The following is a 23,406-nucleotide window of genomic DNA, read 5'->3' on the forward strand; positions in this document are numbered from 1 at the left end:
TATAGTCTATAGTTAACATGAACGATAAATGATCAATTGATTTAAATTTAAGAGACGGCAGGCAATGTGAGGTGAACAATGAAACTCAAGTTAACGCCAACTCAAAACTTATGTGTTGGGTATCTAGAATCTGGTTTTAAATTAATCCAATTGGGTGAGCAATTTTACTTTATCAAAGGCGAACGACGCCAGAAGGTATTGCCAAAAACCTTAGACGCACTAGTGAACCGAGGCGCACTTGCTCACACCGAGCAGGGCGACTACATGCTGAGTGACGAATTTGTCGAACACCGCAAACGCATGCGCGAAATGAACGAGCCAAAACAGACTCGTCATTGACAAAAGATCAACGACTACCTTGGCCCCATTTTGTCTACTCAGGTAAATGGGGCCTTTTTTATGGCAAGGATTCAGATCCTAGATAAAACCAAACGGCGTTTATCTTCGAAACTAACGCCTACCTCATCAAAACGCCGTTTGCTTTCATCGTAAATCGTCATGAACCAAGATTCCACGTAGGTCGCGTATTTATGCCGACAATGTAATTATTTCTTCCTGTTTTATAAGATTTGATCAAGAGGGCTATTTGTTCCCGCAAAATGTTGACCAATTACATGGGTATAAATTTGTGTTGTTGATACGTCATTATGACCTAATAACTCTTGAACCGTTCTTATGTCTCTACCAGCCATTAATAAATGCGTTGCAAAAGAGTGACGAAAGGTGTGGCAATTTACTCTTCTCTCATTAACTCTAGCGTCATTGACGGCTTTTTTTAATGACTTACGAGGCACTGACTCATGTAAATGATGCCTGCATAATTCACCCGTTAAAGGGTGCGGGCAAATTGATGTAGAGGGAAATAAAAACATCCAACTGAATTGACGAAATGCATTTGGGTACTTTCTTGATAACGCAAATGGCAAAGAAGGGCCATAACCCTTCGCGTTGTCATTTTGTTGGATTTGTTGGGCATAGGACTTTTGTTTGCCTAAAGGTTCAGCTAATTTACGGCTAAGAATGGTAGTTCTATCTTTATTACCCTTACTGCAACGAACAGCTAAACTACCCTGATCCAAATTAATATCTTGAATGCGAATACGTAAACATTCGCTAATTCTAAGGCCTGAACCATACAGCAACGAAAATATTAAGTGGTCTCGTTCATTCATACAGCCTAGTATGTTTTGAATCTCATTGGGAGCTAAAACAATAGGTAAACGCCGCCCTTGTTTAGCATGCTGGAACCCTAAATCACCCAATGGTTGATTTAGCAATTTGTTATATAAAAAGGCGAGGGCGTTGAGGGCCGATTTTTGTGTATTAATTGCAACATTTTTCTCAACCGCCAAATGCGATAAAAACACTCTTACTTCTTCCGCGCCCATGTTTTGAGGGTGCTGTAGCTTATGGAAACGAATAAAGTATTTAATCCAATACAGGTACGATTTCTCTGTTTTTAAGCTATAACCGCGTAGGCGCAGCTCTTGACGAATAAGATTGAGGAAAGGGCTAGAAGACATCACACACTCCTTGTGGATAATAGATCTATAACTGTACAAATATACAGTTTATTTTTTGAGCTTGCCAATTTTTGGCACGCTTTGTCTGAAAAATAATCAAAAAAGTGCGTGTTTTTACTGGTGGCTGGTTAGAAAGTCTTTTAGTATCAATGAATAAGAACCCACAGAGCAGAAATAACGCGCTGTGGATAAATGAAATAACGCGCACGCTCGCTTTTCCAGTTTTAACTTTTGTTGATATTTCTATTAATAGCTTTAGAATCAGTGACTTATAGTGATAACAAGGAAGTTTCTGAAATGTGTAAACGCGCATGCGCACTATTAAAATGTTATATTTTACAAGGAGTATGGTGTGGATTGTAAGTTTGAGCAATCAACAACAAATAAATGGTGGTTTACACTTATTTTAGTGTTGTTATCAGCTGGACTAGGAACTTGGTTTTCTAATTTCATTTATTCCGCAATTCAAGGCAGTGCTGAATTGGAATATATAGACCATGGAAAGGTGAGTTCAACTGAAAATAAAAAGTATCACATTTTTGTTATACATAACTCTGGTGGTGAAGACGGCATCATTACGAAAATTAAATTGAATAATAAAGAGGAAGATGATTTCCTTTCCAGTCACGCATTAACTGACCCTAAATTAAGAGAACATTCAATGGTAGCGGTTGCAGTACTTGTATGTCCTGCTAAAAAATACTGTGAAATATCTCTTCCTTACACAAATAAAGAAGTTACATCATTTGAGTTTTTTAATGGTAAGGATTGGGTTAACAGTAAAATATAACAAGGCAATCAAACGGAAAATTTACAGTTGGCTTTTCCGCTGCGCTTCAAATTTCAGCCAACTATAAATTTCCGCTTATTGCGGCGTTATATGTAAAGGGAAGTTCAATGAGATTATTTGGCCGTACAACTTCATTTAATGTACAAAAAATTCTTTGGTTACTTGAAGAACTAGATGTTGATTATGAACACATTGAACTTGGCGGTCGTTTTGGCGGGTTAGATACTGCAGATTTTGTTAGATTAAACCCAATGAAAAAAGTACCAGTACTAATTGACGGTGATAAATCCATTTGGGAATCACACACAATTTTAAGGTACTTAGTCGCAAGCTATGGAAATAGTACTTGGTATTCTAACTGTCCTTACGAGCGATCTTTGTATGAGCGGTGGTTAGATTGGTCACAAACTATCTTTCAGCCTGCATTTATGGGTACTTTTTGGGGGTATTATCGAAAACCTGAAAGTATGCGTGATATGGAAGCGGTAAATAAAGATTTGGAAACTTGCATAAATTGCTTACAGGTTGTTGAAAAGCAACTTTATCAAACTGAATATTTGGCAAGTAAATCCATAAGCCTTGCTGATATAGTCGTTGGAGCAGTTATCTATAGGTTAATTTCACAGGGGCTAACTATAGAGTTACCTGAAAAGGTAGATAGTTGGTACAAGGCTTTAAATACTCGCCCAGGTTATAAAAAGTGGGTTATGAGTGACTTTACCGAACTAAAAGCCCGAGAAGATTTTTAATATAACAAACGCACCAACGCGGATTCGTACTACTGTGGCGCTTTTTGCTATTCTGCTTTGCAGGCAAAAATCACCCCAGCAGTACTCACCGATTATGCGAGCGTTACATTTCTTACGATACATCACATTTAACGAGGTAGTATGTATTTATCTAAAGACAGAATGATGGATTCAATTAGTGAGCAGCTAATTAATTTATCAAAGTTTGTATTGATACAAAATCAAATGGGACGGACTGATATCAATGTCGGTTCAGAAGACTTCTTCTGTCAATTGATAAACATGGTTCATGGATTCAGGCTCCACAACATGAATCAATTACAAAGCAATTATCCCGCAATTGACTTGGCTGATGAGAATTCCCGAGTATGTTTTCAAATAACATCCGAAAACACAAAAAGAAAAATAGAAAGCACTATTGAAAAATTTAAGGAACATAGGCTTGATGAAGAATATGATTGGTTGATATTTCTGATTATCTCAGACAAAAATAAGCCACAGATTTCTAGAACAGAAAATTTTGGAATTGATGTTCTAGATGTTAAAGATTTAATTGGGCAAATAGGAAATATTCAAGATATTAATGCCTTGGATGTGATAAGCAGATATCTATCACAGAACTTACGGTCTAGCGCCCCCGTCAACAATAGTATTCTTCCTACAAATATAACTTCTGCACCTAGAACGTTTGGGTATGAGAAGTTCATTGCTATGTTTAATTTAAATGCGAATGATGAGCATGACAATGAATATAAGAACTTACTAATTAGTGCTCTTAATGACCTTCAAAGGATTATGGCGACTTTGTCGCAACAAGAAAAAGAGTATATTTACTTTGTTGTCGCTTACGGTAGCTCTTCAGAGCATGGAAGTGGCTTCTATACGGAAACATTGTTAATTCCAAGCTCAAAGCTTGATTTGCACCTTTCGCAACATACTGCATTTGAAATCTATAAATCCTTGAGTATAAGTAAACTGGTTAATTATATTGATGACTATCAGCCTTATACAGATTCACCTTACATACCATCTATAGAAGTTAGTTTTTGGGGTGAGTGTGAGACAAATCTATTTTTAAGCATCAAAAACTTTGCCAATAACAACGATTCCATACTGCGCAGCATTATCATTAACAATGATTTTTCTTTGTTGTGCTGAATTCTAAGCAACGAAATGTAACAAGTAAATCCAGGTGACGCCTACGGCGCACCTGATTTAGGCGTTATGCAATTAGGAGTAGTTCTGGAGAGTTGGCAAATGGGGATCAGAGGGTACGATAAATGAGTATGAAAATTGAGTCTAATGATCTGAAAGGTCGGCAAAAGGCTTTGCATGAAACAATAGAAAGTCTGATGAAAAAGCTGCCAGATGAGAGCGCAACACGGAAACAGTTAGCTAACCATCGGGAGCTTTTTGACGATGCCGTTTATTATCTCTCAAATTCAGGTCAAAGGCTGGCATTTATCGGTAACATCGGTACCGGAAAGACAACCGCCATATGCCACCTACTGGGTTTGCTGGATGGAGAAGAACCAATCCTCAGTACAGGCAGCGGTCGGACCACGCTTTGCGAAGTGGAAATCTCCGCTGGTTCCCAACTAGAGATCGAAGTTACGCCGCATTCCGAAGCCGAGGTAAAGAGCTACCTCACTGACTTTGCTCAATACTTACATATATCAGATAATGCAGAATCGGATAGTTCCGAGTCATTTAAACTAAGTGCCGAAGTTGAAAGAGCGCTCCGCAACATGCTCGACCTCCGGACATCACGAACGAAAAACCTCGAAGGCAAGCGAATCACTACAGACAACGCTAAAAATTTTGCTGCCGATTACCAGTCTGTAGATTCGTTAGTGGAGGGGTTGTTGGAACGTATTGATTTTCCCTCGCATCATCAAACGCGATTCATTAATGATGATGAGATAGACCAAAACAAGTGGTTGCATACAACTTTCAAAGCCATCAATAGCTGCACTCATCCGAGCGTTGGTTTATCCAAGCATATATGCATATCGGTGCCAGTAAGACTTTTCGATAATATCAATTACGCGCTGTCAGTAATTGATACAAAAGGTGTCGATCAGACGGTTAACCGTGCTGACCTTGATAGCTGTCTTACTGACAATCGTACCGTCAGTGTTCTGTGCTGCCGATTTAACGAAGCGCCAGATAAAACAATTTCAGGGTTACTGAAGCTTGCCAAGGATGCAGGCCTAAACCAACGAGTTGCTAAAGAAATCGTTCTGTTAATTCTGGATAGGGAGAGTGAAGCAGAGAAAGTTATCGACATAGATGAACCTGTTGGTGACAAAACTGAGGGACGCGAGATCCGTGCTGAGCAGGTGGTTAATGATCTAAAGCACACGCTACAATTGGACAACCTAGATGTGCGATTTTTCGATGTAAAGTCCGATGACCCCAAGCAACTTAACAAACTGTTGGTCGAAAAAGTCTCTGTGCTACGTGACCAATATGCCGAGAATATTGACGATATCGAGAAGGCTATTAGTGACATCGAAACTGAATTGGTCTCTCAATCAGCTAAAGCGGCGAAGAATCAGGTCAAGAATACGCTGGAACCATGGATAAAAAAGGCTCAAAGCTGTTCTCCTTCGCTAAAAGAATATTTTTTACCATTGATTAATGACATCAAGAACAAGGGTACATATGCTGCGAGTGTTCGAGCTAGTGTCAATCGCCGAGGAGAGTTGCACAACCTCGATTACTATCAGCTTTTAGCTACCGGTGCTCGGGAGCAAGTTGTTGATCAAATCGGCAAGCTAAAGGATGAATTTATTGTACTAATCGATAACATGCTTTCCCAAAATGAGCTTCAACCTGCCTATGCGCTGCTTAAACAGTTAAAACAAACAACTGAAAAACGGCTTGGTGATATTTACCAAAAAGCGTTTGCTAAGGGGCGCGCTGTGTATGAAGAAAAGCTTTCATCAGATAATCAGCTCTGGAATGTATTGTTTGAAGAGTGGGGAATGGGTCCTGGATACAAAGATAGAATCTCCGGTAACTCTGAGACTTGGTTTCACGCGCAAAAATATCCAGAGTTTGAATCCAGCGTTACTCGGCAGGTGGTTGAGGAATGGCAGCTTTATGTAAATGAAGTTCGAGATATGTTGGGATCTGAGTAGATATGCATAACAATCGCAGGCACAGCGACGGCTTTTTCGTTGCGGCTTCGCCTACACTACAAAGCCGCGCGTGCTGCGGGCGTTAGCCTTACGACCATAATTACTATTTTTTAGAAGTCTGTCTTATCAAGGCGTTTACTTTTAAATATCACATCGCAAATGCTTACCGAGCTTGTTTCGTCAGATCACGCCTCGTTCCTCGTCTCATCAGACCTACGTGATCGGTGGGTGAATGTTTGCCAATTATTGAGACTAGTGGGAATAATCAGCTGGTGATGGCAGCATTAGTTCTTTCCAAATTTGAGTGATATTGTAGTGATATATTTTAATCTGAGGTGTCGCTATGAGAACCGAAGTCGTTACTACGTTAAAGAGGCAGGCAACGAAGCTGCTTGCTGACTTGCGTGAGTCAAAAGAGCCTATTCTGATAACCGAGCATGGTCAGCCATCAGCTTATTTGCTTGATGTTGCCGATTACGAGTTGATGGTGGAACGGATGAAGATCTTGGAAGGTATTGCGAAGGGCGAGCAGGCCATCCGTGAAGGTCGAACAATGGATATGTCGCAAGCCAAAGAGAAAATGAGTAAATGGCTCAAATAATTTGGACTGAGCCAGCACTGAATAATCTGAACGATATTGCTGAGTATATTGCAGTGAGTAATCCGTACGCTGCGAGGCAATTAGTAGAAAATGTTTTCAGTAAGGTGCAGAGACTCGAACAATTTCCTGACTCCGGTAGAATCCCTGAAGAAATTTCGACTCTAAATTATCGAGAAGTTGTAGTGAATCCTTGTCGTGTTTTCTACAAAGTTGATAACGATTCAGTCTATATCCTTCATCTGTTGAGGCAAGAAAGAGATTTACGCAAGTATTTACTGTCTACTACGGATGAAAACTAGAGGATTATCGCTATGCGTGATCATTATGATTTTTCAAATTCAGTCAAAAACCCTTACGCAAAAAAGCTTAATGAAGTAGATCACGATAAGACTTGATGAAGATGGAGTGGCAATAAGCCATTTTTATACATCCTAAAAAAAGAGTCTGCAGCATCTTTAAATTCAGACACTCAGACTCTAATTTATTTCTCAAACACGACATTCACTTGATGTCGGTCTAAAAAGAGGCAAAGTATTGTTTGCCTCTGATAACGAATATTATACGTCAGCGCCGCCTAGAACTTTGTCTAGTTGCATTTCTGTCAAAACACGGTCCTGAATAGGCTGTTTGGCAGCGTTAATTTCATCCACTCCCCAGACCAAGCCAACAGGTGTGCGTGTTGGGCGCTTACCTGCAGGCATGTCTGCTAGGGCTAAATAAGCATCTACTACCATTTGTGGATTAGGTGCTTGATCACTCTGCATAAATTTACCGAATTCTTCGAACATGGCGGCAGGGATGTTTGCCAATTCACCGTAGCTGTCCAGTATGTCTGTACGAGATGGTTGTTGTCCTGATGCGCTTAAACCTGTTGGGAATGGGCCAGGTTGTACGATGGCGACATCGATACCGAATGGTGCTACTTCGTAGCGTAAACCTTGAAGATAGCCTTCTAAAGCATGTTTGGTTGCAGCGTAGGTAGAGAAATACGGAGCAGAAATTTGGCCAACCATGGATGAGGTGTTGATGATAAGGCCAGATTTAGCTTCACGCATCGCAGGTAAAACGGCCAGAATAGTGCGCATAGCGCCATAGTAGTTGGTTTCCATTTGCTCGCGAGCTTGGTCAATACTAAATGCTTCGGTAATACCAAGATACATTACGCCCGCATTGTTTAGCAAAACATCAATTTTTCCGGCTTTATTTAGTACGCTCGCAATGGCGTTTTTGACTGATTCGTCGTTGGTAACATCCATATCAACAACTTGAATTGAATCGCTATACGCTTCCAGCTCTGCTTTAACTGCAGAATTTTTACCTTCTGGACCGCGCATAGTGGCGAACACTTGATAGCCTTTATCTGCAAAATCTTTTACTGATTTTTGACCAAAGCCACTGCTGCTTCCTGTAATAACGATGCTTTTTTTTGTATTGCTCATTTTTTCTTTCCTATTCGATTTGCTAATTAAGTACCAGGCGGTACAATAAGCGCAAAAGATTAGTATGTCAAATTAAAATACTAGGCGGTATTAAAATGAGTTTAGATTCAATTAAGCCTTCAAGGGGGCGACCAAAGACCCTAGATCGCGATCATATTTTAGATGTGGCAATGAATTCTTATTGGAAAGAGAACATAGCCAATTTGTCTCTTAATGAAATTTGCAGGAGGTCTGGTGTATCAAAGCCTGGTCTTTATCGTGAGTTTTCAAATGAAGATGGCTTGATGAAGGCTGTACTTATCAGGTATCAAGAGCAAGTGTTAGGTCCAGTTCAGCAGATGCTCAATAGTGCAACTCCATTTCGGGACGCTCTTGATAATCTTGTGGTGTTTGCTACTTCAGTTAGTTGTAATCATGAGTCCCCAAATGGCTGTCTTTTTATAAAAATGCGTGAATCACGAATTCATTTGGGTGAAGAAACACGAGCGCAAGTCGATTTTCTTGAGGGGCAGGGATTAGTTACTTTCAGAAAGTGGGTAGAGCGCTCAAAGGCCAAAGGTGAATTTACTGCCGATATGTCACCAGAGTTTGCTGCTACTTATATTGATGCTCAGCTAGGTAATGCTTCGTCACAGCTTGCACGAGGCGAAGATCCACAGATGGTCAAGAAGATACTTGTGGCTGCTTTTTCTATCTTGAAGTAGGCATCTGTTAGCTCAAAGTGCTTTTGGAGAATCAAATTTTGCTGAGTTCTGTGTAAATGGTTCAGAAAACCTCATTTTCATAAAAAAAAGGGAGTCTTGTAGCGTTTTCTCATCTAAAACGCTCCAGACTCCAATCATCTCACTTCAATCTTTTCTCAATCACTGCACTGACCTTGGCGTTTGCGTGAATAGATAGCTCACGGCTTGTGCCAGTTGTGGGCTGATGTGTCCGCTGCGTAGCAGTGTCCAAAGCGGTTGTTTGGTTTCTGGGTGTTGGCTTAGTTCGGCTGCGATTTGTTTGAAGGCTATATAGCCATCTTCTCGATGTGCCAGTTTTTCCATGATGATGCGCAGTAGCTGTGGGTTTTGGCCTAACCAATGTGGGCATTTTGCCGCGAGTGCGGCGATAGGGTGAAGATCGTCGTCTTTGCATTCTGCTAGGCTGCCAAGCAATCCAAACAGTGGTAATAATAGTGTGTCGTTTAAGTCTGCTCTGGACAGGGCGCGTAGGTAGCTTGCTTGCATGAGAGCATCTTGCTCGGTTTGCAGTTGCGCGATAAGCGTGTCTTGTAATTTACTAGACAGGGTTTCGTGCTCAAGAGCGTGGCATAAAGCGCTAACAACAGGTTTGGTGGCTTGTTGAATGGCTTTTTGTATTAGCTTTTGGTATTTGTCTTCGTCTACTCTGGCAGCGAGTTCTGCAATCCCTTGAAGTCCTAGTGTTTGCCAGCTGTCGTCTTCTTCTGTTAGGTCTGATGACAGGTACTGAACAACGTCATCGAAGTAGTGCGATGGTGCTTTGTGTAGGTCTTTGCCTAGAATGGCATGCAAACTTGCCATGCGCTCTTGATCTGGTTTGAAGGCATAAGGGCTGTCTTCAAGGGCTTCTGATAATCCTGCTTCTTCGCCTTTATGCAATATTTTATCGACGATGCTTTTGATAAAATGATCGCGTGTGCCAAGGTTTAAACAGCCAGCTTCGTCTAGCGGTAGTTTAATAAACCAAATAACGCCTTGATCAATGATGTCTGTTTTTTTAAAATTTTTACCTTGTTGGCTTCCCATGTTTAATAAACAGGCCAGCCAAGCATGCTGGCGGAATGGGAAAGGGTAGGCTTGTTGTTTGCGGTCGAATTGTACAGCTTGTTGTGGCGTGATTTTGGTGATGTTGCGACCTATGTCATAGTAGCTTACGTCACAACCAACCAGATCAAATAAGTCAGACAGAGATTCTAATTTGTTCATGATAAAGTTTTGGCTCTTGTTGCCGATAAGGGCGCTAGTGCGCGCCGTTATACGTGTGCTTTTATATTGAGTTAAAGTTGCGCTATCTTACCGTTTTTCAAAGGAGAAATCAGGTTGAAAAAAGCCTTTTCTGCCCATCATGTGTTGGCTGATTTATTGATGGACTTGCAAATGGCGATGCAAGATTGCGATGTTTGGGAATGTGAAGCGCCAAGCGATAAAGCGTTACAGAGTTCTGAGCCTTTTTGTATTGATACAATGAGGTTCGAGCAATGGTTGCGCTTTGTGATGATTGAGCGGTTTAAAACAATGTTAGCAACGGGAAGTGATCTACCTGTACGTTGTCATATTTCGCCAATGGCTGAAGAAGCGTTTAGTGATAAGCCACAGGCTAAAGTTGGTCATATTGTCACCTGTTTAAATCGGATCGATCAGCATTTAAGTGGTAGTTTGTGATATCTGATCAGGTTCGTCATCCATTGGTCAAAGATCTTGCCTGGCTGGTGGAAGGGCATTATATCGAGCGTGATTTTGATCTGCAGCCTTATTGGGTTGCGGATGTGAATGAACGCTTGTTAGTGCTGGACAGTGATCCAGAACCTTTGGTTGCGGCAATGGCAGCATGTAAATCGCACTTTCTTGGTAGTTACTTTGAGACGTTGTTTTCGTTTGCGATAGCACATTTATCCCATTTGAAAATCCATTTAGAGCATTTCCAAATTGAAAGTGAAGGAAAGACGCTGGGTGAAGTGGATATGCTGGTTGAAACGCCTAATAGTGAACTTCACCAATTCGAAATAGCCATTAAGTTCTATTTAGAAAGGCCAGATCTTTTTCCTCATGATTGGATCGGGCCAAATAAAAATGACAGTTTATTAAAAAAAGTCACTCGAGCAAGAGATCATCAGTTACAAATTTTGCAAACAGAAGAAGGTTTGTCTGTGATTGAGGACGTTGCTAAAGGGCGACATCCTATTTCAAATCTATTGGTATTTGGGCGATTGTATTCTGCTTTAAATAGTCAGGACGAGGTGAGTACCTGGTTTAACCAAGCCAATCGCGGCGGTTGGATCCGTGTATCAAATATTGATTTACTAATGTCGTATTTTTCACACTTTACAATCTTACAAAAGCCTCATTGGTTGGCTTCGCCCAATATTAATGATAATTTTCCTTTCAATTCTCTGCAATCTGCCTACAATCTTGTAGGCGAATTCCTACTTGATGACCGACCTCAACATGTATTTTTATGGCAGGCTTTTAATACAGCAGAAATATTCAGTGACAGTACAAACAGAATAAGCCGATGTGTGTTTATTGTGCCCGACTCATGGTGAGAGGTTCGACAGAATTTAATATCAGAATGAATAAAATGTATTTTAGTAGCCTTCAAAAGAAATGACTGATTTATCAAAATTACTGCATCGTAAAATGCCATTAGCTGCTTGGATTATAGATATAGAGCAATCCAGTGTGCCATGGTGCAATGAGGCTGCAGAAATTCTATTGATGGACTCATTGAGTGACATTAAATCGGGTCAGCGTGTGATTGGGTCTGAGTTAAAAGATCGCTTGTCTTTGTATATAGAGGCGCTTGATGTTGGCGAAGCTCTGCCGTTCAAATGGCCATTTGTTTCGAAAGATGGCTCGCATTACAATGTAAGTGGCTCTGTTATTTCTTTAGGTGGTGCGCGCAAGGGCTTATCGGTCGAGGCGCATCCTGTTTTGCCTCCTCGTGTGTCTAACAACAATTCCAACTGCGGCCTTCTTTCACAATTTAGCACCTTATCCTTTGCTGTTTTTGAACAGAGCGGTGTCTACGTCGAATCCAGTAAGCGTTTCGCTGAGCAGTTTGGTGATATCAAGCATGTGCGAGATTTATTTGCGGTATCTGGTGCTGCCAATAGTTTTATTCGTCGTTTAGCCCAGCGGGAGAGTTTGTCTCAAGAGATAAGGCTTTCTACTAAAAATGGGGTTCGTTGGCACAAAATTGAAGTGTCGCATCAGCCGACTACCGATGTTGTTTATTTGTTAACTCACGATATTCAAGAAGAAAGAGATCACGAAGTCGCGCTTTATCGTCTTAACAATTACGATGGTTTGACTCATTTACCGAATAGGAACTTGTTGTATCAGCAGTTAGAAAGTGCCTTGGTGAATGCGCGTAAGCGTCATCGTCAATTTGGTCTTTTGTACTTGGATTTAGACGGTTTTAAAGTGATCAATGATAACTTTGGTCACAGGGTGGGTGACGAGCTTATTCAGCGAGTTGCAGAGCGCATAAAAGACAGTATTCCCGCCGCTGCTTGTTTGTATCGATTGGGTGGTGATGAATTTGTGGTGGTATTGGAAAATACCAATACCATTGAAGAGTTAGAAAGCATTGCTCAAAGCATCATGCAAAATGCGAGTAATACCTATCCTGTTGCCAAAATGGAAATGATGATTACCGCCAGTATTGGTATTGCAAGCTATCCGCAGCATGCCGACGATATAGATAATTTGCTCAAAAATGCGGATGCCGCCATGTATCGAGCCAAGTCTACAGGCCACAATATGTATTGTGTGTATGAAGATCACATGGCCGATAACATCAATGCGCATCTCACATTGGGCGGTGGTTTGCGCAAGGCGATAGAAGAAGAGCAATTCATTCTTCATTATCAGCCGAAGGTTCGACTTCCTGATGAAGTCGTAGTGGGCGCAGAAGCCTTGATTCGCTGGGTTCATCCTGAGCTTGGGATGATCAGTCCTGATCAATTTATTCCCTTGGCAGAAGAAAGCGGTTTGATTCTTCCTTTGGGTGAGTGGGTCATTCGAAGAGCTTGTCGCCAGCTACAAGAGTGGCGTGAAGCGGGTTTGGCACCGATCAAACTGTCGGTTAATTTATCTAGCCGTCAATTTATGCAAGCTGATTTGGTTGATATGGTACAGCAAGTGTTAGAAGAAACGGGTGTTGATCCAGAGTATTTTGAGCTTGAACTGACAGAGAGTATGTTGATGGCAGATGCCCAGCAGTCGATTGAAAAACTACATGGCTTTCGTAAGTTGGGTCTGACTTTATCTATAGACGATTTTGGTACTGGCTATTCGTCGCTCGCTTACTTGAAAAAATTCCCAATACAAACCCTAAAAATAGATCGTTCTTTTATTCATGACCTAGGTCTGGATTGCGATAACGATGCCATTGTGAAAGCAACCATTGCGATGGCAAATAGTTTGAATTTAAAAGTTATTGCAGAGGGTGTGGAAAATCGCTCACAAGTCGATGTCTTAAATGGTTACGATTGCCAAGAAGTACAAGGTTATTTGTTCTCTAAACCTTTATGCAGTGACGATTTTCTTATTTATCTGAAAGATCATAGCGAAAAGATTTAGACGCTATAAGTTAAAATGAAACGTTGAAATAAGAAAGCTTTATAGCTTTAGCTTTTTTTTGATGTTCTGCTTGCGGCTAATAGGTTATTCTCCTTGCTCAGCGCCAATTAATAAACAATGGGTACACTGTGTCGACGCTCGAAAACCTTTCTTGTCCGATAGATGCCGCACCGTTAAGCCGTGATGAACGTGTTTTAAAGTGCGAACATGGACACACTTATGACGTAGCCAAAACAGGTTACGTAAATCTTCTTCCTGTACAAAATAAACGCTCTAAAGATCCTGGTGATAGCAAAGAAATGGTTGCAGCGCGGCAAGCCTTTTTAAATCAACAGCATTACTTTCCTATTGTTAACGCTATTTTATCTTCTTGGCCAAAAGACCATTTAGTCAAGGGCGTCCGAATTTTCGATGCAGGCTGTGGCGAAGGTTATTATCTTAGCGAAATAGGTAAGACTTTAAGCGATCGAGATATTGCTATAGAGCGCACAGGGCTCGATATTTCAAAATGGGCAATTTTAGCAGCAAGCAAGCGTGATAAAACGGTGAGTTGGTTAGTTGGTAGTAACGCAAGTTTACCAATGCCAAAGGATCGTTTTGATGCCGTTTTATGCTTATTCGGTTTTCCTGTGTTTACTGAGTTTTCACGGGTACTAAGTGACGATGGATTGTTGCTATTGGTCGAATCTGGCTCAGATCATTTGATTGAATTGCGCAAAATACTTTACCCATCGATTCATGAATATAAGCAGACCTTTTCTGAGGGGCTCGCAGATTTTGATTTGGTCTTGGAGCAAGCGGAAACTTTCACTTTCACCCTAGATTCACAAATACAAATTCAAGATTTATTAAGTATGACGCCTCATATTCATAAGGCGTCATACGAAGGTCGAGAAGCTGTTAAGCTGCTCGATTCTATAATCCTAACTGCGGACATTAAGCTTCGCTGGTATCGAAAGAAAATTAAGGAAGTGAATCATGTCTAGCCATTTAGATGACCTTTTTAATAAAAACAGAGAGTGGGCTGCGAAGGTTACGGCTGAAGATCCAGAGTTTTTCTCTACATTGTCTAAGCAGCAACAACCAGAATACCTCTGGATTGGCTGTGCTGATAGTCGCGTTCCTGCTAACCAAATTGTCGATCTATTGCCCGGTGAAGTCTTTGTTCACCGTAACATTGCTAACGTTGTGGTGCATACCGATTTGAACTGTTTGTCGGTTATTCAATTTGCGGTTGATGTGTTGAAAGTGAAGCACATCATGGTTGTTGGTCATTATGGTTGTGGTGGTATCAAAGCCGCAATGGGAACCGAAGAGCACGGCATGATAGATAACTGGTTGCGTCATATTAAAGACGTTTACCGCTTACACAGAGAAGAGTTGGACGCTATAGAAAGCGAACATAGTCGCTTTGATCGTATGTGTGAATTGAATGTAGTCGAACAAGTTGCGAACGTTTGCCAAAGCAGTATTGTACAAAATGCATGGAAAAATGGACAAGAATTGCATGTACATGGCTGGTGTTACAGCATTGATAATGGTCATATTACGGATCTGAAAAGAACCGTGTCCAGTGCTGAGGAATCGCTTGAGCAAATGAACAATATGTAAAAAAGTGAGCTTTACATTATTTTGTAAGTCTTCTTGAAAAGCAAAAAAACGAGCCATCTGCTCGTTTTTTTGATTACTTGGCGATGGATAGACAATTATAAATTGTTGTTTTCCGCAATGGTCTTGGCGCAGCCTGCGATAGTAGAGCGAAGCCAGATATGGCCCGGATCGTGTTGCAGCAATGGGCTCCACAGCATTTTTAATTCGACCGGTGGAATTTCAAATGGTGGAGGAAGAACCACAACACTAGTGTTACCCTTCATTAGACGAGTTGCCAATGACGGTAAAGTCGCAATTAAACCAAGCTGTTCTGTTGCTCGCATAGCAACATTGTAGTTACGAGTAAACAGACGAATATTGCGTTTAAAGCCTAGATCAGCTAATGAGCCATCTACCCAGCCTAATTTTTGAACTTCTTCTGGTTGAATGCCAACGCCGACCCCGAAACCTGTTTTACTTACCCAGACATGAGGAGAGGCAAGATAGGTTTCTAACGTGAAGTTTTTGGCAATCTCAGAATTGGCTGGTACCAAACAAGAGAAGTGGTCAACCCAAACAGATTTTTGGTGAAACGACTGTGGCAAGGTATCGAAGCGATTGATGACTAAATCGACTTTACCTTTTTCAACGTCATGAAAGCTCACATCACTTGGATTCATTACATCGAGAATGACGTTTGGCGCTTCTGCTTGGAGCTTTTTCATTAGCGGTGGAATGAGTGTGGCTTCGGCGTAATCGCTGGCCATAATTCGAAAAACACGAGAGCTGGATTCCGCTTCAAAGCTTTGTCCTAAGTGCAGAACTTCATCAACAGATTGTAAGATACTTTGTACACGCGGCTGCAATTGAATCGCCAGAGCAGTAGGCATCATGCCATCACTGGTTCTGACTAATAGTGGGTCATGAAATAGATCTCTTAAACGTCTTAACCCGTTACTCATCGCTGGTTGTGTGATACCTAGCTGGTTGGCGGCGTGAGTGACATTTTGCTCCCGAAGTAAGGAGTCTAAATAACGAAGTAAGTTAAGATCTATTTTGTCTAACTGCATAAGGGAAGAGGCCCGTGTCCACTAATCGTAGGGGCTGCATCATACTCCATTTTAGCAATGAATAGAATGTTAGCCCCCACTCAGTAGAGAGATTACACAATAAGGTTATTAAGATTGCTTGGTGAGTTGGTCGATAACTTCATAACAAGCGCCCATAGTGTGATAGTCGGTTTTGCCTGCTGGGCTCTTGCAGTCATCGAAAGCCTTATTGTCTCTAGTCAGAATTCGAAACCAAGCGCCGTATTGATGGTCGATCATATGAGACCAGCTGTATTGCCAAAGTTGTTGGTATTTATCCCAATAATGCTCTTCTTTGGTGGCGAGGGCTAACATCGCAGCGGCCGCAAAGGATTCAGCTTGAACCCAGAAATACTTGTCACCGTCGCAAATCTTGCCTTCTGGATCGTAGCCGTAACAAAGGCCGCCGTTGGTTTCGTCCCAGGACTTTTCCCATGCTGAATTAAACAGTTTTTGAGCGGTTGGTACTAGCCAGTCTAGAGGCGAGCGCTGGTTAATCAAAAGTAGTAGTTTAGCCCATTCTGTCTGGTGGCCTGGTTGGAATCCCCAAGGGCGAAACAAATGTTTTGGGTCTGCTTTGTTGTAGTCCCAATCAACTTGCCAATCAATCGTGTAATGTTCCCAAATTTCACCGCCAGCGAGAGCGGCTTGGCGCAAGCAAATGTTATTTGCTAATAATGTAGCGCGTTCAAGGTAATGAGGTTCTTGCGTGGCGTCGTAAGCGGCGAGCAATGCTTCGCAGCTGTGCATATTGGCGTTTTGTCCACGATAAGGCGAAACATCTTGCCAGTCGCTGGATATTTCGTCTTTGTATAGCCCAAACTCGGCATCCCAAAAATGCTTTTCCATGACATCAAAGGTTTCTTGAATCCATGGTTTTGCTTCTTCTACACCAGCTTTATAAGCGGTTGCATAAGCGAGCATAACAAAGGCAAAGCCATAACAATGATTGGTTTCATCAAGATTTTGTTCTTTGTTGAGTAACCAGACATAGCCGCCGTTTTCTCGGCGATGACGATTTCTCAAATAGCTTAAGCCGTGACGTGTAGCCTGTAAATACTCAGCTTTGCCTTCCGCTTGATAAGCTTTAGCATAGTTGAATATGAAGCGAGTGCTGCTGACCAAGTGGCGAGTATTTGCGTCGTAAATGTCGCCACTGTCTTTGAAGAATTGAAAAAAACCACCCGCAGGGTCAATGCAGTTTGGGTGATAAAAATTCATCGTTGATTGAATGTGGTCTTTTAAAAAAGCGGCAGATGTAAACTCTGGAAAAGAAGGCATGTGTCGTCCTTTGCTTCGGCTCTGCTGTATAATCTGAGCCTTGTTATTTTTGTAAAGCTGATTTCTCATCTTAATGAGTTATGCGATTAAATCAATTAGATTTATTAAATGATGGCAATCCTTTGAGATCTTTGCACAATGTTACGAGTGAAGTAGAGAAATCTTCCTAATTTATTGGCTCAATATAAGAATAGGGTTATATGAAATCGTCAGGTAGTACTTCTGAACAAAGCCGCATTTATAATGAGCGCATCATTCTTCATTTGGTTCGACAGCACCCTGAGATCTCTCGAGTAAAGATTGCCGAACAGACGGGATTGAGTGCTCAAACGATTTCTGTGATCACCTCGTCTTTGCTTGAAAGGCACTTATTGCAAGTTGATGGCAAGGTAAAAGGTCGTCGAGGCCAGCCTTCTATAAAGCTTAGCATCAATAAAAAAGGCGCTTATGGTCTAGGCATCAATGTCGATCGTGATCATATCAGCGCTGCTTTGTTAGATTTCAGTGGCGAATGTGTTTTGCTGTTAGAACGAATGGTGTCGTTCCCCACTGCAAATTTAGCTAAGAAAATCGCTCAAGATTTGATTGAAGAAGTGAAAACAACACTAGGAGAAGATTGGAGCAAGATTCAAGGAATCGGTCTGGCAAGGCCCGATTATATGGATTCTTGGTTAGAAACCTTGGTGACGGACTCGGATCAAAGGGCGGATCTAAACAATTTAAAAGCCGCTTTGGCCTATTGGCAATCGGACGCGTTTGAGACTTGGTTGACGGATTTAACCGGCGTGCCCTGTTTCTGCGAAAACGACGCTGTCGCTGCGGCGACCAGTGAGTTGTTGCTGGCATCGATTACGCCACAACGGGACTTTTTTTATCTATTCGTGAGCACTGCTTGTGGTGGCAGTTTTGTAGCTAATGGTGAATGTTACTTTGGTGCTCACGGAAAAGCCGGTAGCTTTGGTTTAATTCCCACTGCAACGGGCAAGCATGGCAAATGGATTCTTGAAGCCTTGTCTTTGTCGTCCTTGCGTCGTTTTTTTGCTGATCAGCAAACTCAATGGCCTTTGTCTGATGAGCTATGGTTTGGCTCTGAACACACTACACTTATCGAGCAATGGGCAAATGAAGTGGCGTTTGAGGTGACTCCGGCTTTGGCATCGGTGATTGCTTTATACGATCCAGAGGCGGTTTTGATTGGCGGTCGTTTACCGTCTCCTGTATTGGCTGCGTTAATTGTCTGTCTTGAAAGTACGTTAACAGCGCACAGTATGTTGCCGTTACCAGCGATTCGTATTGCACAAACAGGTCATACCGCCGGTGTTTTAGGTGCTGCCGTATTGCCGCTTTATGGGAGCTTTGCTCCGCAGCAAAATCTATTGTTGCTAAGTTCAAAATCCGCCGTTTCAGTCTCTTAAAGAGAGCAAAATAGAAAACTAAAGAGAGAAGTGATGAGGTTAGAAATACAATGTGAAGACAGAATAGGTATGGTGCGAGAAGCCCTCGACTTATTTATTCCTCATGGTATCGATATGCGCTTAGTGGAAGTCGATACCAAGCGTCGTTGTATTTATTGTGGCTTTTCCGATATACCTTTTTCAAAACTGCAGCAGTTGTTAGCGGATATCCGTCGCTTAGATAGCGTAGAAGACGTTAAAACCGTGATGTTCACGCCATCTGAAAGAGAACACAACGCGCTTTATACCTTGTTAGAAGCCTTACCCGATGGTGTGATTTCTGTTGATTTGAAGGGCAATATCACCATGGTAACGGAGCTTGCTGCACAAGATTTGAATGTGCCTGTGTTGAACCTGCTACACAAACCTGTTCAGCAGTTTATCAAAGGAATTAATGTTTCCAAAGAAGCATGGGCGAATCCACGTGATGGCATGAGTAAACGAATTCGCATTCGTAACAAAACTTTATTGCTGGAAATGAAACCGATTTTTGTCAGTGACGACGAGGGTGTTGCCAATCCTGCTGGCACTGTAATTTATTTGAAATCTAAAACACGTTTGGATCGACAAGCTGAAAGTTTAAAGCAAGCGCCAGATGCAGAGAATCATTTAGAAACCTACTTCCAGCCAGCGCTAATTAAAAGCGCCGTTATGAAACGAACCTTGTTGCAAGCAAAAGCCTTTGCACAAGTACCAATGCCTTTGCTGATTCAAGGGGAAGTGGGCACGGGCAAGAGAGACTTGGTTGATGCGCTGTTTCAGTATTGGCAAAAGCGTCAGGGCGAGCTCGAGGCGCAGCTCATTATTCGCCATGCCAGAGAAATAGTGAAAGACGACATCATCGCATTAGAAAAACTGTCTGGCTGGTTTGTGATTGAAGATATTGAATTCCTTGATGAGCAAGCTCAAGTCGCCTTAGCAGATTGGTTGTCTCGCCAACCAGGTGAAAGTACTAGCCTTGATAGTAATGTTCGTTTGGTTAGTTTGTCTTCGTTAAGCCAAATGCAACTTGGTAAAGGCGATATTTTAAACAAAGATTTGTATTTTTCCTTGGCTGCTTTGGTGTTACCTATGCCATCGATTAGGGAGCGAAAAGAGGATATAGAAGGGCTTGTGTTGCAAATTGTATCGGTTCAAGCGGAGCGTTATCGCATGCCTGTACCTTCTATTTCAAAGGGGGCTTTAACTAAGCTGGCTTTGTATTCTTGGCCTGGTAATTTGAAAGAGTTACAAAACACTTGTCTACAAACCTTATTGACGATTCAAGACAAAGAGTGGCAAGCGGATGATGTGCAGTTACCAGAGAATAATTACATGGCTGACATGGTGTTGATTGATGATTCGTTGGAAGTGACAGTAAAGCAATGGGAGGCTGAGTTACTAAAACGACTTTACCCCAGCTTTCCAAGTACAAGGCGGCTAGCTAAAGCTGTTGGCATGAGTCATAGCGCAATAGCGAATAAACTAAAAGAGTACGGGATAAATACGTATTTGCCAGACTGAAAGGTTTCAATCTGGCAAATAGATAGAATGGAGAAAGGGTTAGTTAGTATGGGCGTCTATGACGTGGTACAGGACGACGTACTTCTTCGCGCTCAATCTTGATTGGTTGTAGCTTTGTTTTCGGTTGTGCGGTGTTTTTCTGGATATTGGCTACCAAGAAAGCAATTGCTGCGCAGGCAGCGACGAATAACAAAAATTCAAACATGGCATTTCTCCAAACTAATTATTCTTTTAACAATCATGGTTCAAAATGATCGTTGGGTAAAGGCTAAATATGTTGTCTTTAAGTTAATGGAGGAGATTTTTTGTAAATCAACCCCAACCTTTAAGATTACAAGTTATACCTTTTTCTTAGATACCTTGCTACGCCATCTTCATCATGATGACCAATGACATCGGTAGCAGCATCTTTCACATGAAGCAATGCGTTATCGGTTGCAAAGGCTTCATCTGAAGCAGAGAACATAGATAGATCATTGTCTCCATCTCCAAATACTACCAACCTTTCGGCACCAATTTCTGCTTTTAGTTCCATCAATGCAGAACCTTTACACACATTGCTGTGATGGATGTCTAACCAGAATGCATCAGGGTTATAAATGCCACCACCGGAATAGGCGGTTAAATGGCTGTGTTTTTGGCTATCTAGGACAATTTTTTCAATAAACTCGGGGCGGCCCATCGCACTAATATTAGTGATTCTTGCATTATGAGATAGCTCCGCTATGGGGTGAAGACTCATATTTTTATGGTTGCCCAGCTCATTGGCGATGTGGTCGCTCAAATGTCCAGTCAGCGGCGAATGGTAAACTCTGTGCGAACCATCGTCTTCTAGGCAAAAAATAAAAGGCGTGACTTGGTTTTCTTCAAAAGATGTAAGCAGCTCTGAAATATGGCTTTGTGATAGTAGGTTGCGATGACGATATAGATTTTGTTGTGGATCCCACCATTCAACACCGTTCTTAAAAATCTGCCAGTTTGGGAATTCATGTCCTTCAATACAAGGCATGGCTGCAAAGTGAGTTCGGCCTGTCGCAACCGTGTAGAAAACCCCTGCAGATTTTAAACGCTCAAGGGTATCGAGTGTGTAATCAGACAGGCGTTGATGCCGATTAAGTAGGGTTCCATCTAGATCAAATGCCACTAATTCCATAATCACCTCATATATGCAATGTTCAACACTATCGCATTTTATGAAAGGGGAGTTCAACCATTAAGGCATGCGTTAAGCTATTTTTTGGATTGCTTGGAAAGGCCACAGCGAACAGTAAGTGTGTGTTGTGGCCTTTTAAGAGACTAGCCTTTCTGAACAAGCGCTGTCGCTGTGAATGTAATACCGCTCCAGCCATTTTCAATAAATTGGCGAATGTTTTGATGGTCGCTGGCTTCTGGATTGTCTAACACATCGACACGGTAAAAATCACCAAACAAATTCAGTGTTTCTATTTCAGTTAGCTGGTGAATAGATCCGAAAGAAAAAATCTTACAAGAACCATTGTTTTCATTAATGCCATTGGTCTGCTTGCCATTAGAAAACGCAGCAGGCGTGAATTCGTACTCGCGCTCAATGACATCAATGACTTCTTTGAATTGAACCTGTTCTGGCGTGCTTTTGATTTTTTCGATTAGCGTTTGTGTACTTAGCATTGGTACTCCGTCAATTAGTCGGTTTAATAAAAAATGTCGGTTTAATGTAATAATTTGATGGATTATAAAGTTAGTGATCAGCGGTTGGTTCAGCGTATCGAACGGTCACTTTGAAACAAATAAAAGCAATTATGCCACAAGCGGCAATGGTGCCAAGCATGGGGACAAAAGTGCCATTGTGAAGAATACTGATGACGGCGCCACCTAAGGCACCAAAGGCGAAACGAGAGGTTCCGGCAAGTGCTGTGACGCTACCGTTATGACTACCTGCATGTTTTAACGCGCCTGCCATAAAGCCACTTCCTAGAATTCCCATTGGTCCCATAAATGACATACTGGCAATGATGATAATCCATAGTGGTGGGTGATCGAAAAAGCTAAGAGCAATCATTAATATTGAGGCAGCCAATGGAATATATATAGCATATTTAGATAAAACTTCTGTTCCAAGCTTTTCAACATAACGACCATTAATGGTTGAGGCCAGCATCATAGAAATAACGTTTAAGCCAACTAAGAAGCCGAAGTTTGCCGGATCAACGCCATATATTTCAATGTATACAAAGGAGCAGCCAGTAATAAAACTCATCATGCCCGCAAAGTAAAAGGCAGAAGCCGCGATATAACCCATGACCGAGCGATTTTTAAGCAAAATTATGTAGTTTCGAATCGCGTTGCCAAATGAGAAGGGGGTGCGTTTTTCAACGGGGAGCGTTTCAGGTATGGTGCGCAAAAATAGCACAATGGCGAGAATTGCTAGAATGCCTAGCAGGACAAAAATATAGTGCCAATTTAAAATGGTGAGGATGGCACCACCGATAATCGGTGCCGCCAAAGGTGCCAATGCCATCACTAACATGATCATCGACATGGCTTTGGCAAATTGATTAATCGACATACCGTCTTTCACCAAAGCAGGAATGCACACAGCTACAGCGGCACCGCCCAAGGCCTGAACTGCTCGTCCCACTAGCAACATTTCGTAACTTTGTGTCAAGGCACAGATAAAGCTGCCAATAGCAAAAACCGTTAAACCACCGACCACAACTTTACGTCGGCCAATAGCGTCGGAAATAGGGCCAAAAAGAATCTGTAGAAAGGCAAACACCAGCAAATAGATACTTAACGTCATCTGAATGAGGCCAATATCAGTGTTTAGGCTCTTGGAAATAGTTGGGATACTTGGTAGATAAGCGTCAATCGCTAAAGGTGTCAGTCCTGATAAAAGACCGAGTACTAAAATAATAGGGAATGTGAGTTTCATATGG

Annotated in this window: 24 protein-coding genes; 15 read left to right on the forward strand and 9 right to left on the reverse strand. The window is 41.7% G+C overall.

Going from position 1 to position 23,406, the window contains the following annotated elements; translation table 11 throughout:
- The first annotated feature begins 78 nt into the window (after positions 1–78).
- The gene (locus CYL31_RS08520; protein WP_012069448.1) at positions 79–339 is read left to right on the forward strand and encodes a hypothetical protein; all 261 of its coding nucleotides are present in this window, start codon (positions 79–81) and stop codon (positions 337–339) included.
- 221 nt (positions 340–560) lie between these two features.
- On the opposite strand, the gene CYL31_RS08525 is transcribed toward CYL31_RS08520, so the two are convergent.
- A complete protein-coding gene (locus tag CYL31_RS08525; protein WP_212918488.1) occupies positions 561–1,523 on the reverse strand; it encodes an integron integrase in 963 nt (320 codons plus the stop codon).
- Between the two features lie 352 nt (positions 1,524–1,875).
- Here CYL31_RS08525 and CYL31_RS08530 point away from each other — a divergent pair, with 352 nt between their 5' ends.
- The 6 genes from CYL31_RS08530 to CYL31_RS08555 all read left to right on the forward strand — a co-directional run bounded on the left by CYL31_RS08530 (position 1,876) and on the right by CYL31_RS08555 (position 7,108).
- Positions 1,876–2,313 (forward strand): hypothetical protein, encoded by a 438-nt coding sequence (locus tag CYL31_RS08530; protein WP_212918489.1) that lies wholly within the window; start codon positions 1,876–1,878, stop codon positions 2,311–2,313.
- 107 nt (positions 2,314–2,420) lie between these two features.
- Complete coding sequence (locus CYL31_RS08535; protein WP_212918490.1) at positions 2,421–3,062, forward strand: glutathione S-transferase family protein; 642 nt, start codon at positions 2,421–2,423, stop codon at positions 3,060–3,062.
- A 141-nt stretch (positions 3,063–3,203) separates the two neighbouring features.
- The gene (locus tag CYL31_RS08540) at positions 3,204–4,220 is read left to right on the forward strand and encodes an SMEK domain-containing protein (RefSeq protein ID WP_212918491.1); all 1,017 of its coding nucleotides are present in this window, start codon (positions 3,204–3,206) and stop codon (positions 4,218–4,220) included.
- A gap of 122 nt (positions 4,221–4,342) precedes the next feature.
- A complete protein-coding gene (locus tag CYL31_RS08545) occupies positions 4,343–6,208 on the forward strand; it encodes an ATP-binding protein (RefSeq protein WP_212918492.1) in 1,866 nt (621 codons plus the stop codon).
- 343 nt (positions 6,209–6,551) lie between these two features.
- Positions 6,552–6,809, forward strand: a complete 258-nt coding sequence (locus CYL31_RS08550) for a type II toxin-antitoxin system Phd/YefM family antitoxin (RefSeq protein ID WP_012069454.1) — start codon at positions 6,552–6,554, stop codon at positions 6,807–6,809.
- Positions 6,797–7,108 carry a type II toxin-antitoxin system RelE/ParE family toxin gene (locus tag CYL31_RS08555; RefSeq protein WP_212918493.1) on the forward strand — a complete coding sequence of 104 codons (312 nt, stop codon included), beginning with the start codon at positions 6,797–6,799 and terminating at the stop codon, positions 7,106–7,108. Before CYL31_RS08550 ends, CYL31_RS08555 begins: the two co-directional genes overlap by 13 nt.
- 258 nt (positions 7,109–7,366) lie before the next feature.
- Here the strand turns inward: CYL31_RS08555 and CYL31_RS08560 are convergent, their stop codons facing one another.
- On the reverse strand, positions 7,367–8,248 hold the full coding sequence (locus CYL31_RS08560) for an SDR family oxidoreductase (protein WP_212918494.1): 882 nt from the start codon (positions 8,246–8,248) through the stop codon (positions 7,367–7,369).
- A 95-nt stretch (positions 8,249–8,343) separates the two neighbouring features.
- Between CYL31_RS08560 and CYL31_RS08565 the strand changes: the two genes are divergently transcribed.
- Positions 8,344–8,952, forward strand: coding sequence for a TetR/AcrR family transcriptional regulator (locus tag CYL31_RS08565; RefSeq protein ID WP_212918495.1), 609 nt, complete (start codon positions 8,344–8,346; stop codon positions 8,950–8,952).
- A gap of 159 nt (positions 8,953–9,111) precedes the next feature.
- Here CYL31_RS08565 and CYL31_RS08570 read toward each other — a convergent pair whose 3' ends face one another.
- On the reverse strand, positions 9,112–10,197 hold the full coding sequence (locus tag CYL31_RS08570; protein ID WP_212918496.1) for a DUF3549 family protein: 1,086 nt from the start codon (positions 10,195–10,197) through the stop codon (positions 9,112–9,114).
- A 114-nt stretch (positions 10,198–10,311) separates the two neighbouring features.
- Here CYL31_RS08570 and CYL31_RS08575 point away from each other — a divergent pair, with 114 nt between their 5' ends.
- From CYL31_RS08575 to can, 5 genes are all read left to right on the forward strand, one after another.
- Positions 10,312–10,653 (forward strand): YqcC family protein, encoded by a 342-nt coding sequence (locus CYL31_RS08575; RefSeq protein WP_212918497.1) that lies wholly within the window; start codon positions 10,312–10,314, stop codon positions 10,651–10,653.
- The gene (locus CYL31_RS08580; RefSeq protein WP_212918498.1) at positions 10,650–11,534 is read left to right on the forward strand and encodes a DUF1853 family protein; all 885 of its coding nucleotides are present in this window, start codon (positions 10,650–10,652) and stop codon (positions 11,532–11,534) included. The genes CYL31_RS08575 and CYL31_RS08580 overlap by 4 nt, the downstream gene beginning before the upstream one ends.
- A gap of 61 nt (positions 11,535–11,595) precedes the next feature.
- Positions 11,596–13,575, forward strand: a complete 1,980-nt coding sequence (locus CYL31_RS08585; RefSeq protein ID WP_212918499.1) for a putative bifunctional diguanylate cyclase/phosphodiesterase — start codon at positions 11,596–11,598, stop codon at positions 13,573–13,575.
- 128 nt (positions 13,576–13,703) lie between these two features.
- On the forward strand, positions 13,704–14,561 hold the full coding sequence (locus CYL31_RS08590; RefSeq protein ID WP_212918500.1) for a putative RNA methyltransferase: 858 nt from the start codon (positions 13,704–13,706) through the stop codon (positions 14,559–14,561).
- Positions 14,554–15,186, forward strand: coding sequence for a carbonate dehydratase (gene can, locus CYL31_RS08595; protein WP_212918501.1), 633 nt, complete (start codon positions 14,554–14,556; stop codon positions 15,184–15,186). Before CYL31_RS08590 ends, can begins: the two co-directional genes overlap by 8 nt.
- Before the next feature lie 95 nt (positions 15,187–15,281).
- On the opposite strand, the gene CYL31_RS08600 is transcribed toward can, so the two are convergent.
- Together CYL31_RS08600 and CYL31_RS08605 are read right to left on the reverse strand one after the other, a co-directional pair.
- Positions 15,282–16,235 carry a LysR family transcriptional regulator gene (locus CYL31_RS08600; RefSeq protein ID WP_212918502.1) on the reverse strand — a complete coding sequence of 318 codons (954 nt, stop codon included), beginning with the start codon at positions 16,233–16,235 and terminating at the stop codon, positions 15,282–15,284.
- A 108-nt stretch (positions 16,236–16,343) separates the two neighbouring features.
- Positions 16,344–17,534: an AGE family epimerase/isomerase gene (locus CYL31_RS08605; RefSeq protein WP_212918503.1), complete on the reverse strand. Its 1,191-nt coding sequence runs from the start codon at positions 17,532–17,534 to the stop codon at positions 16,344–16,346.
- 200 nt (positions 17,535–17,734) lie between these two features.
- Between CYL31_RS08605 and CYL31_RS08610 the strand changes: the two genes are divergently transcribed.
- Together CYL31_RS08610 and CYL31_RS08615 are read left to right on the forward strand one after the other, a co-directional pair.
- Positions 17,735–18,949 carry an ROK family transcriptional regulator gene (locus tag CYL31_RS08610; RefSeq protein WP_212918504.1) on the forward strand — a complete coding sequence of 405 codons (1,215 nt, stop codon included), beginning with the start codon at positions 17,735–17,737 and terminating at the stop codon, positions 18,947–18,949.
- Positions 18,950–18,982: 33 nt separating this feature from the next.
- Entirely contained in the window at positions 18,983–20,491 is a 1,509-nt protein-coding gene (locus CYL31_RS08615; RefSeq protein ID WP_212918505.1) for a TyrR/PhhR family helix-turn-helix DNA-binding protein, read from the forward strand.
- Between the two features lie 43 nt (positions 20,492–20,534).
- Here the strand turns inward: CYL31_RS08615 and CYL31_RS08620 are convergent, their stop codons facing one another.
- From CYL31_RS08620 to CYL31_RS08635, 4 genes are all read right to left on the reverse strand, one after another.
- Positions 20,535–20,696: a hypothetical protein gene (locus CYL31_RS08620; RefSeq protein WP_157789920.1), complete on the reverse strand. Its 162-nt coding sequence runs from the start codon at positions 20,694–20,696 to the stop codon at positions 20,535–20,537.
- A gap of 126 nt (positions 20,697–20,822) precedes the next feature.
- Positions 20,823–21,644 carry an HAD-IIB family hydrolase gene (locus CYL31_RS08625; protein ID WP_212918506.1) on the reverse strand — a complete coding sequence of 274 codons (822 nt, stop codon included), beginning with the start codon at positions 21,642–21,644 and terminating at the stop codon, positions 20,823–20,825.
- Between the two features lie 143 nt (positions 21,645–21,787).
- A complete protein-coding gene (locus CYL31_RS08630) occupies positions 21,788–22,138 on the reverse strand; it encodes a HopJ type III effector protein (protein ID WP_212918507.1) in 351 nt (116 codons plus the stop codon).
- 70 nt (positions 22,139–22,208) lie between these two features.
- Positions 22,209–23,402, reverse strand: coding sequence for a Bcr/CflA family multidrug efflux MFS transporter (locus tag CYL31_RS08635; RefSeq protein WP_212918508.1), 1,194 nt, complete (start codon positions 23,400–23,402; stop codon positions 22,209–22,211).
- Positions 23,403–23,406: the final 4 nt, after the last annotated feature.

This window comes from Marinomonas sp. A3A, from assembly GCF_018336955.1.
GTDB classification, from domain to species: domain Bacteria; phylum Pseudomonadota; class Gammaproteobacteria; order Pseudomonadales; family Marinomonadaceae; genus Marinomonas; species Marinomonas lutimaris.

Excerpts from the sequence above, each read along its gene's own strand:
- CYL31_RS08520 (WP_012069448.1), top strand. The coding sequence starts at position 79 with ATGAAACTCAAGTTAACGCCAACTCAAAACTTATGTGTTGGGTATCTA.
- CYL31_RS08525 (WP_212918488.1), bottom strand. The coding sequence starts at position 1,523 with ATGTCTTCTAGCCCTTTCCTCAATCTTATTCGTCAAGAGCTGCGCCTA.
- CYL31_RS08535 (WP_212918490.1), top strand. The coding sequence starts at position 2,421 with ATGAGATTATTTGGCCGTACAACTTCATTTAATGTACAAAAAATTCTT.
- CYL31_RS08540 (WP_212918491.1), top strand. The coding sequence starts at position 3,204 with ATGTATTTATCTAAAGACAGAATGATGGATTCAATTAGTGAGCAGCTA.
- CYL31_RS08545 (WP_212918492.1), top strand. The coding sequence starts at position 4,343 with ATGAGTATGAAAATTGAGTCTAATGATCTGAAAGGTCGGCAAAAGGCT.
- CYL31_RS08550 (WP_012069454.1), top strand. The coding sequence starts at position 6,552 with ATGAGAACCGAAGTCGTTACTACGTTAAAGAGGCAGGCAACGAAGCTG.
- CYL31_RS08555 (WP_212918493.1), top strand. The coding sequence starts at position 6,797 with ATGGCTCAAATAATTTGGACTGAGCCAGCACTGAATAATCTGAACGAT.
- CYL31_RS08560 (WP_212918494.1), bottom strand. The coding sequence starts at position 8,248 with ATGAGCAATACAAAAAAAAGCATCGTTATTACAGGAAGCAGCAGTGGC.
- CYL31_RS08565 (WP_212918495.1), top strand. The coding sequence starts at position 8,344 with ATGAGTTTAGATTCAATTAAGCCTTCAAGGGGGCGACCAAAGACCCTA.
- CYL31_RS08570 (WP_212918496.1), bottom strand. The coding sequence starts at position 10,197 with ATGAACAAATTAGAATCTCTGTCTGACTTATTTGATCTGGTTGGTTGT.
- CYL31_RS08585 (WP_212918499.1), top strand. The coding sequence starts at position 11,596 with ATGACTGATTTATCAAAATTACTGCATCGTAAAATGCCATTAGCTGCT.
- can (WP_212918501.1), top strand. The coding sequence starts at position 14,554 with ATGTCTAGCCATTTAGATGACCTTTTTAATAAAAACAGAGAGTGGGCT.
- CYL31_RS08600 (WP_212918502.1), bottom strand. The coding sequence starts at position 16,235 with ATGCAGTTAGACAAAATAGATCTTAACTTACTTCGTTATTTAGACTCC.
- CYL31_RS08605 (WP_212918503.1), bottom strand. The coding sequence starts at position 17,534 with ATGCCTTCTTTTCCAGAGTTTACATCTGCCGCTTTTTTAAAAGACCAC.
- CYL31_RS08610 (WP_212918504.1), top strand. The coding sequence starts at position 17,735 with ATGAAATCGTCAGGTAGTACTTCTGAACAAAGCCGCATTTATAATGAG.
- CYL31_RS08615 (WP_212918505.1), top strand. The coding sequence starts at position 18,983 with ATGAGGTTAGAAATACAATGTGAAGACAGAATAGGTATGGTGCGAGAA.
- CYL31_RS08620 (WP_157789920.1), bottom strand. The coding sequence starts at position 20,696 with ATGTTTGAATTTTTGTTATTCGTCGCTGCCTGCGCAGCAATTGCTTTC.
- CYL31_RS08625 (WP_212918506.1), bottom strand. The coding sequence starts at position 21,644 with ATGGAATTAGTGGCATTTGATCTAGATGGAACCCTACTTAATCGGCAT.
- CYL31_RS08630 (WP_212918507.1), bottom strand. The coding sequence starts at position 22,138 with ATGCTAAGTACACAAACGCTAATCGAAAAAATCAAAAGCACGCCAGAA.
- CYL31_RS08635 (WP_212918508.1), bottom strand. The coding sequence starts at position 23,402 with ATGAAACTCACATTCCCTATTATTTTAGTACTCGGTCTTTTATCAGGA.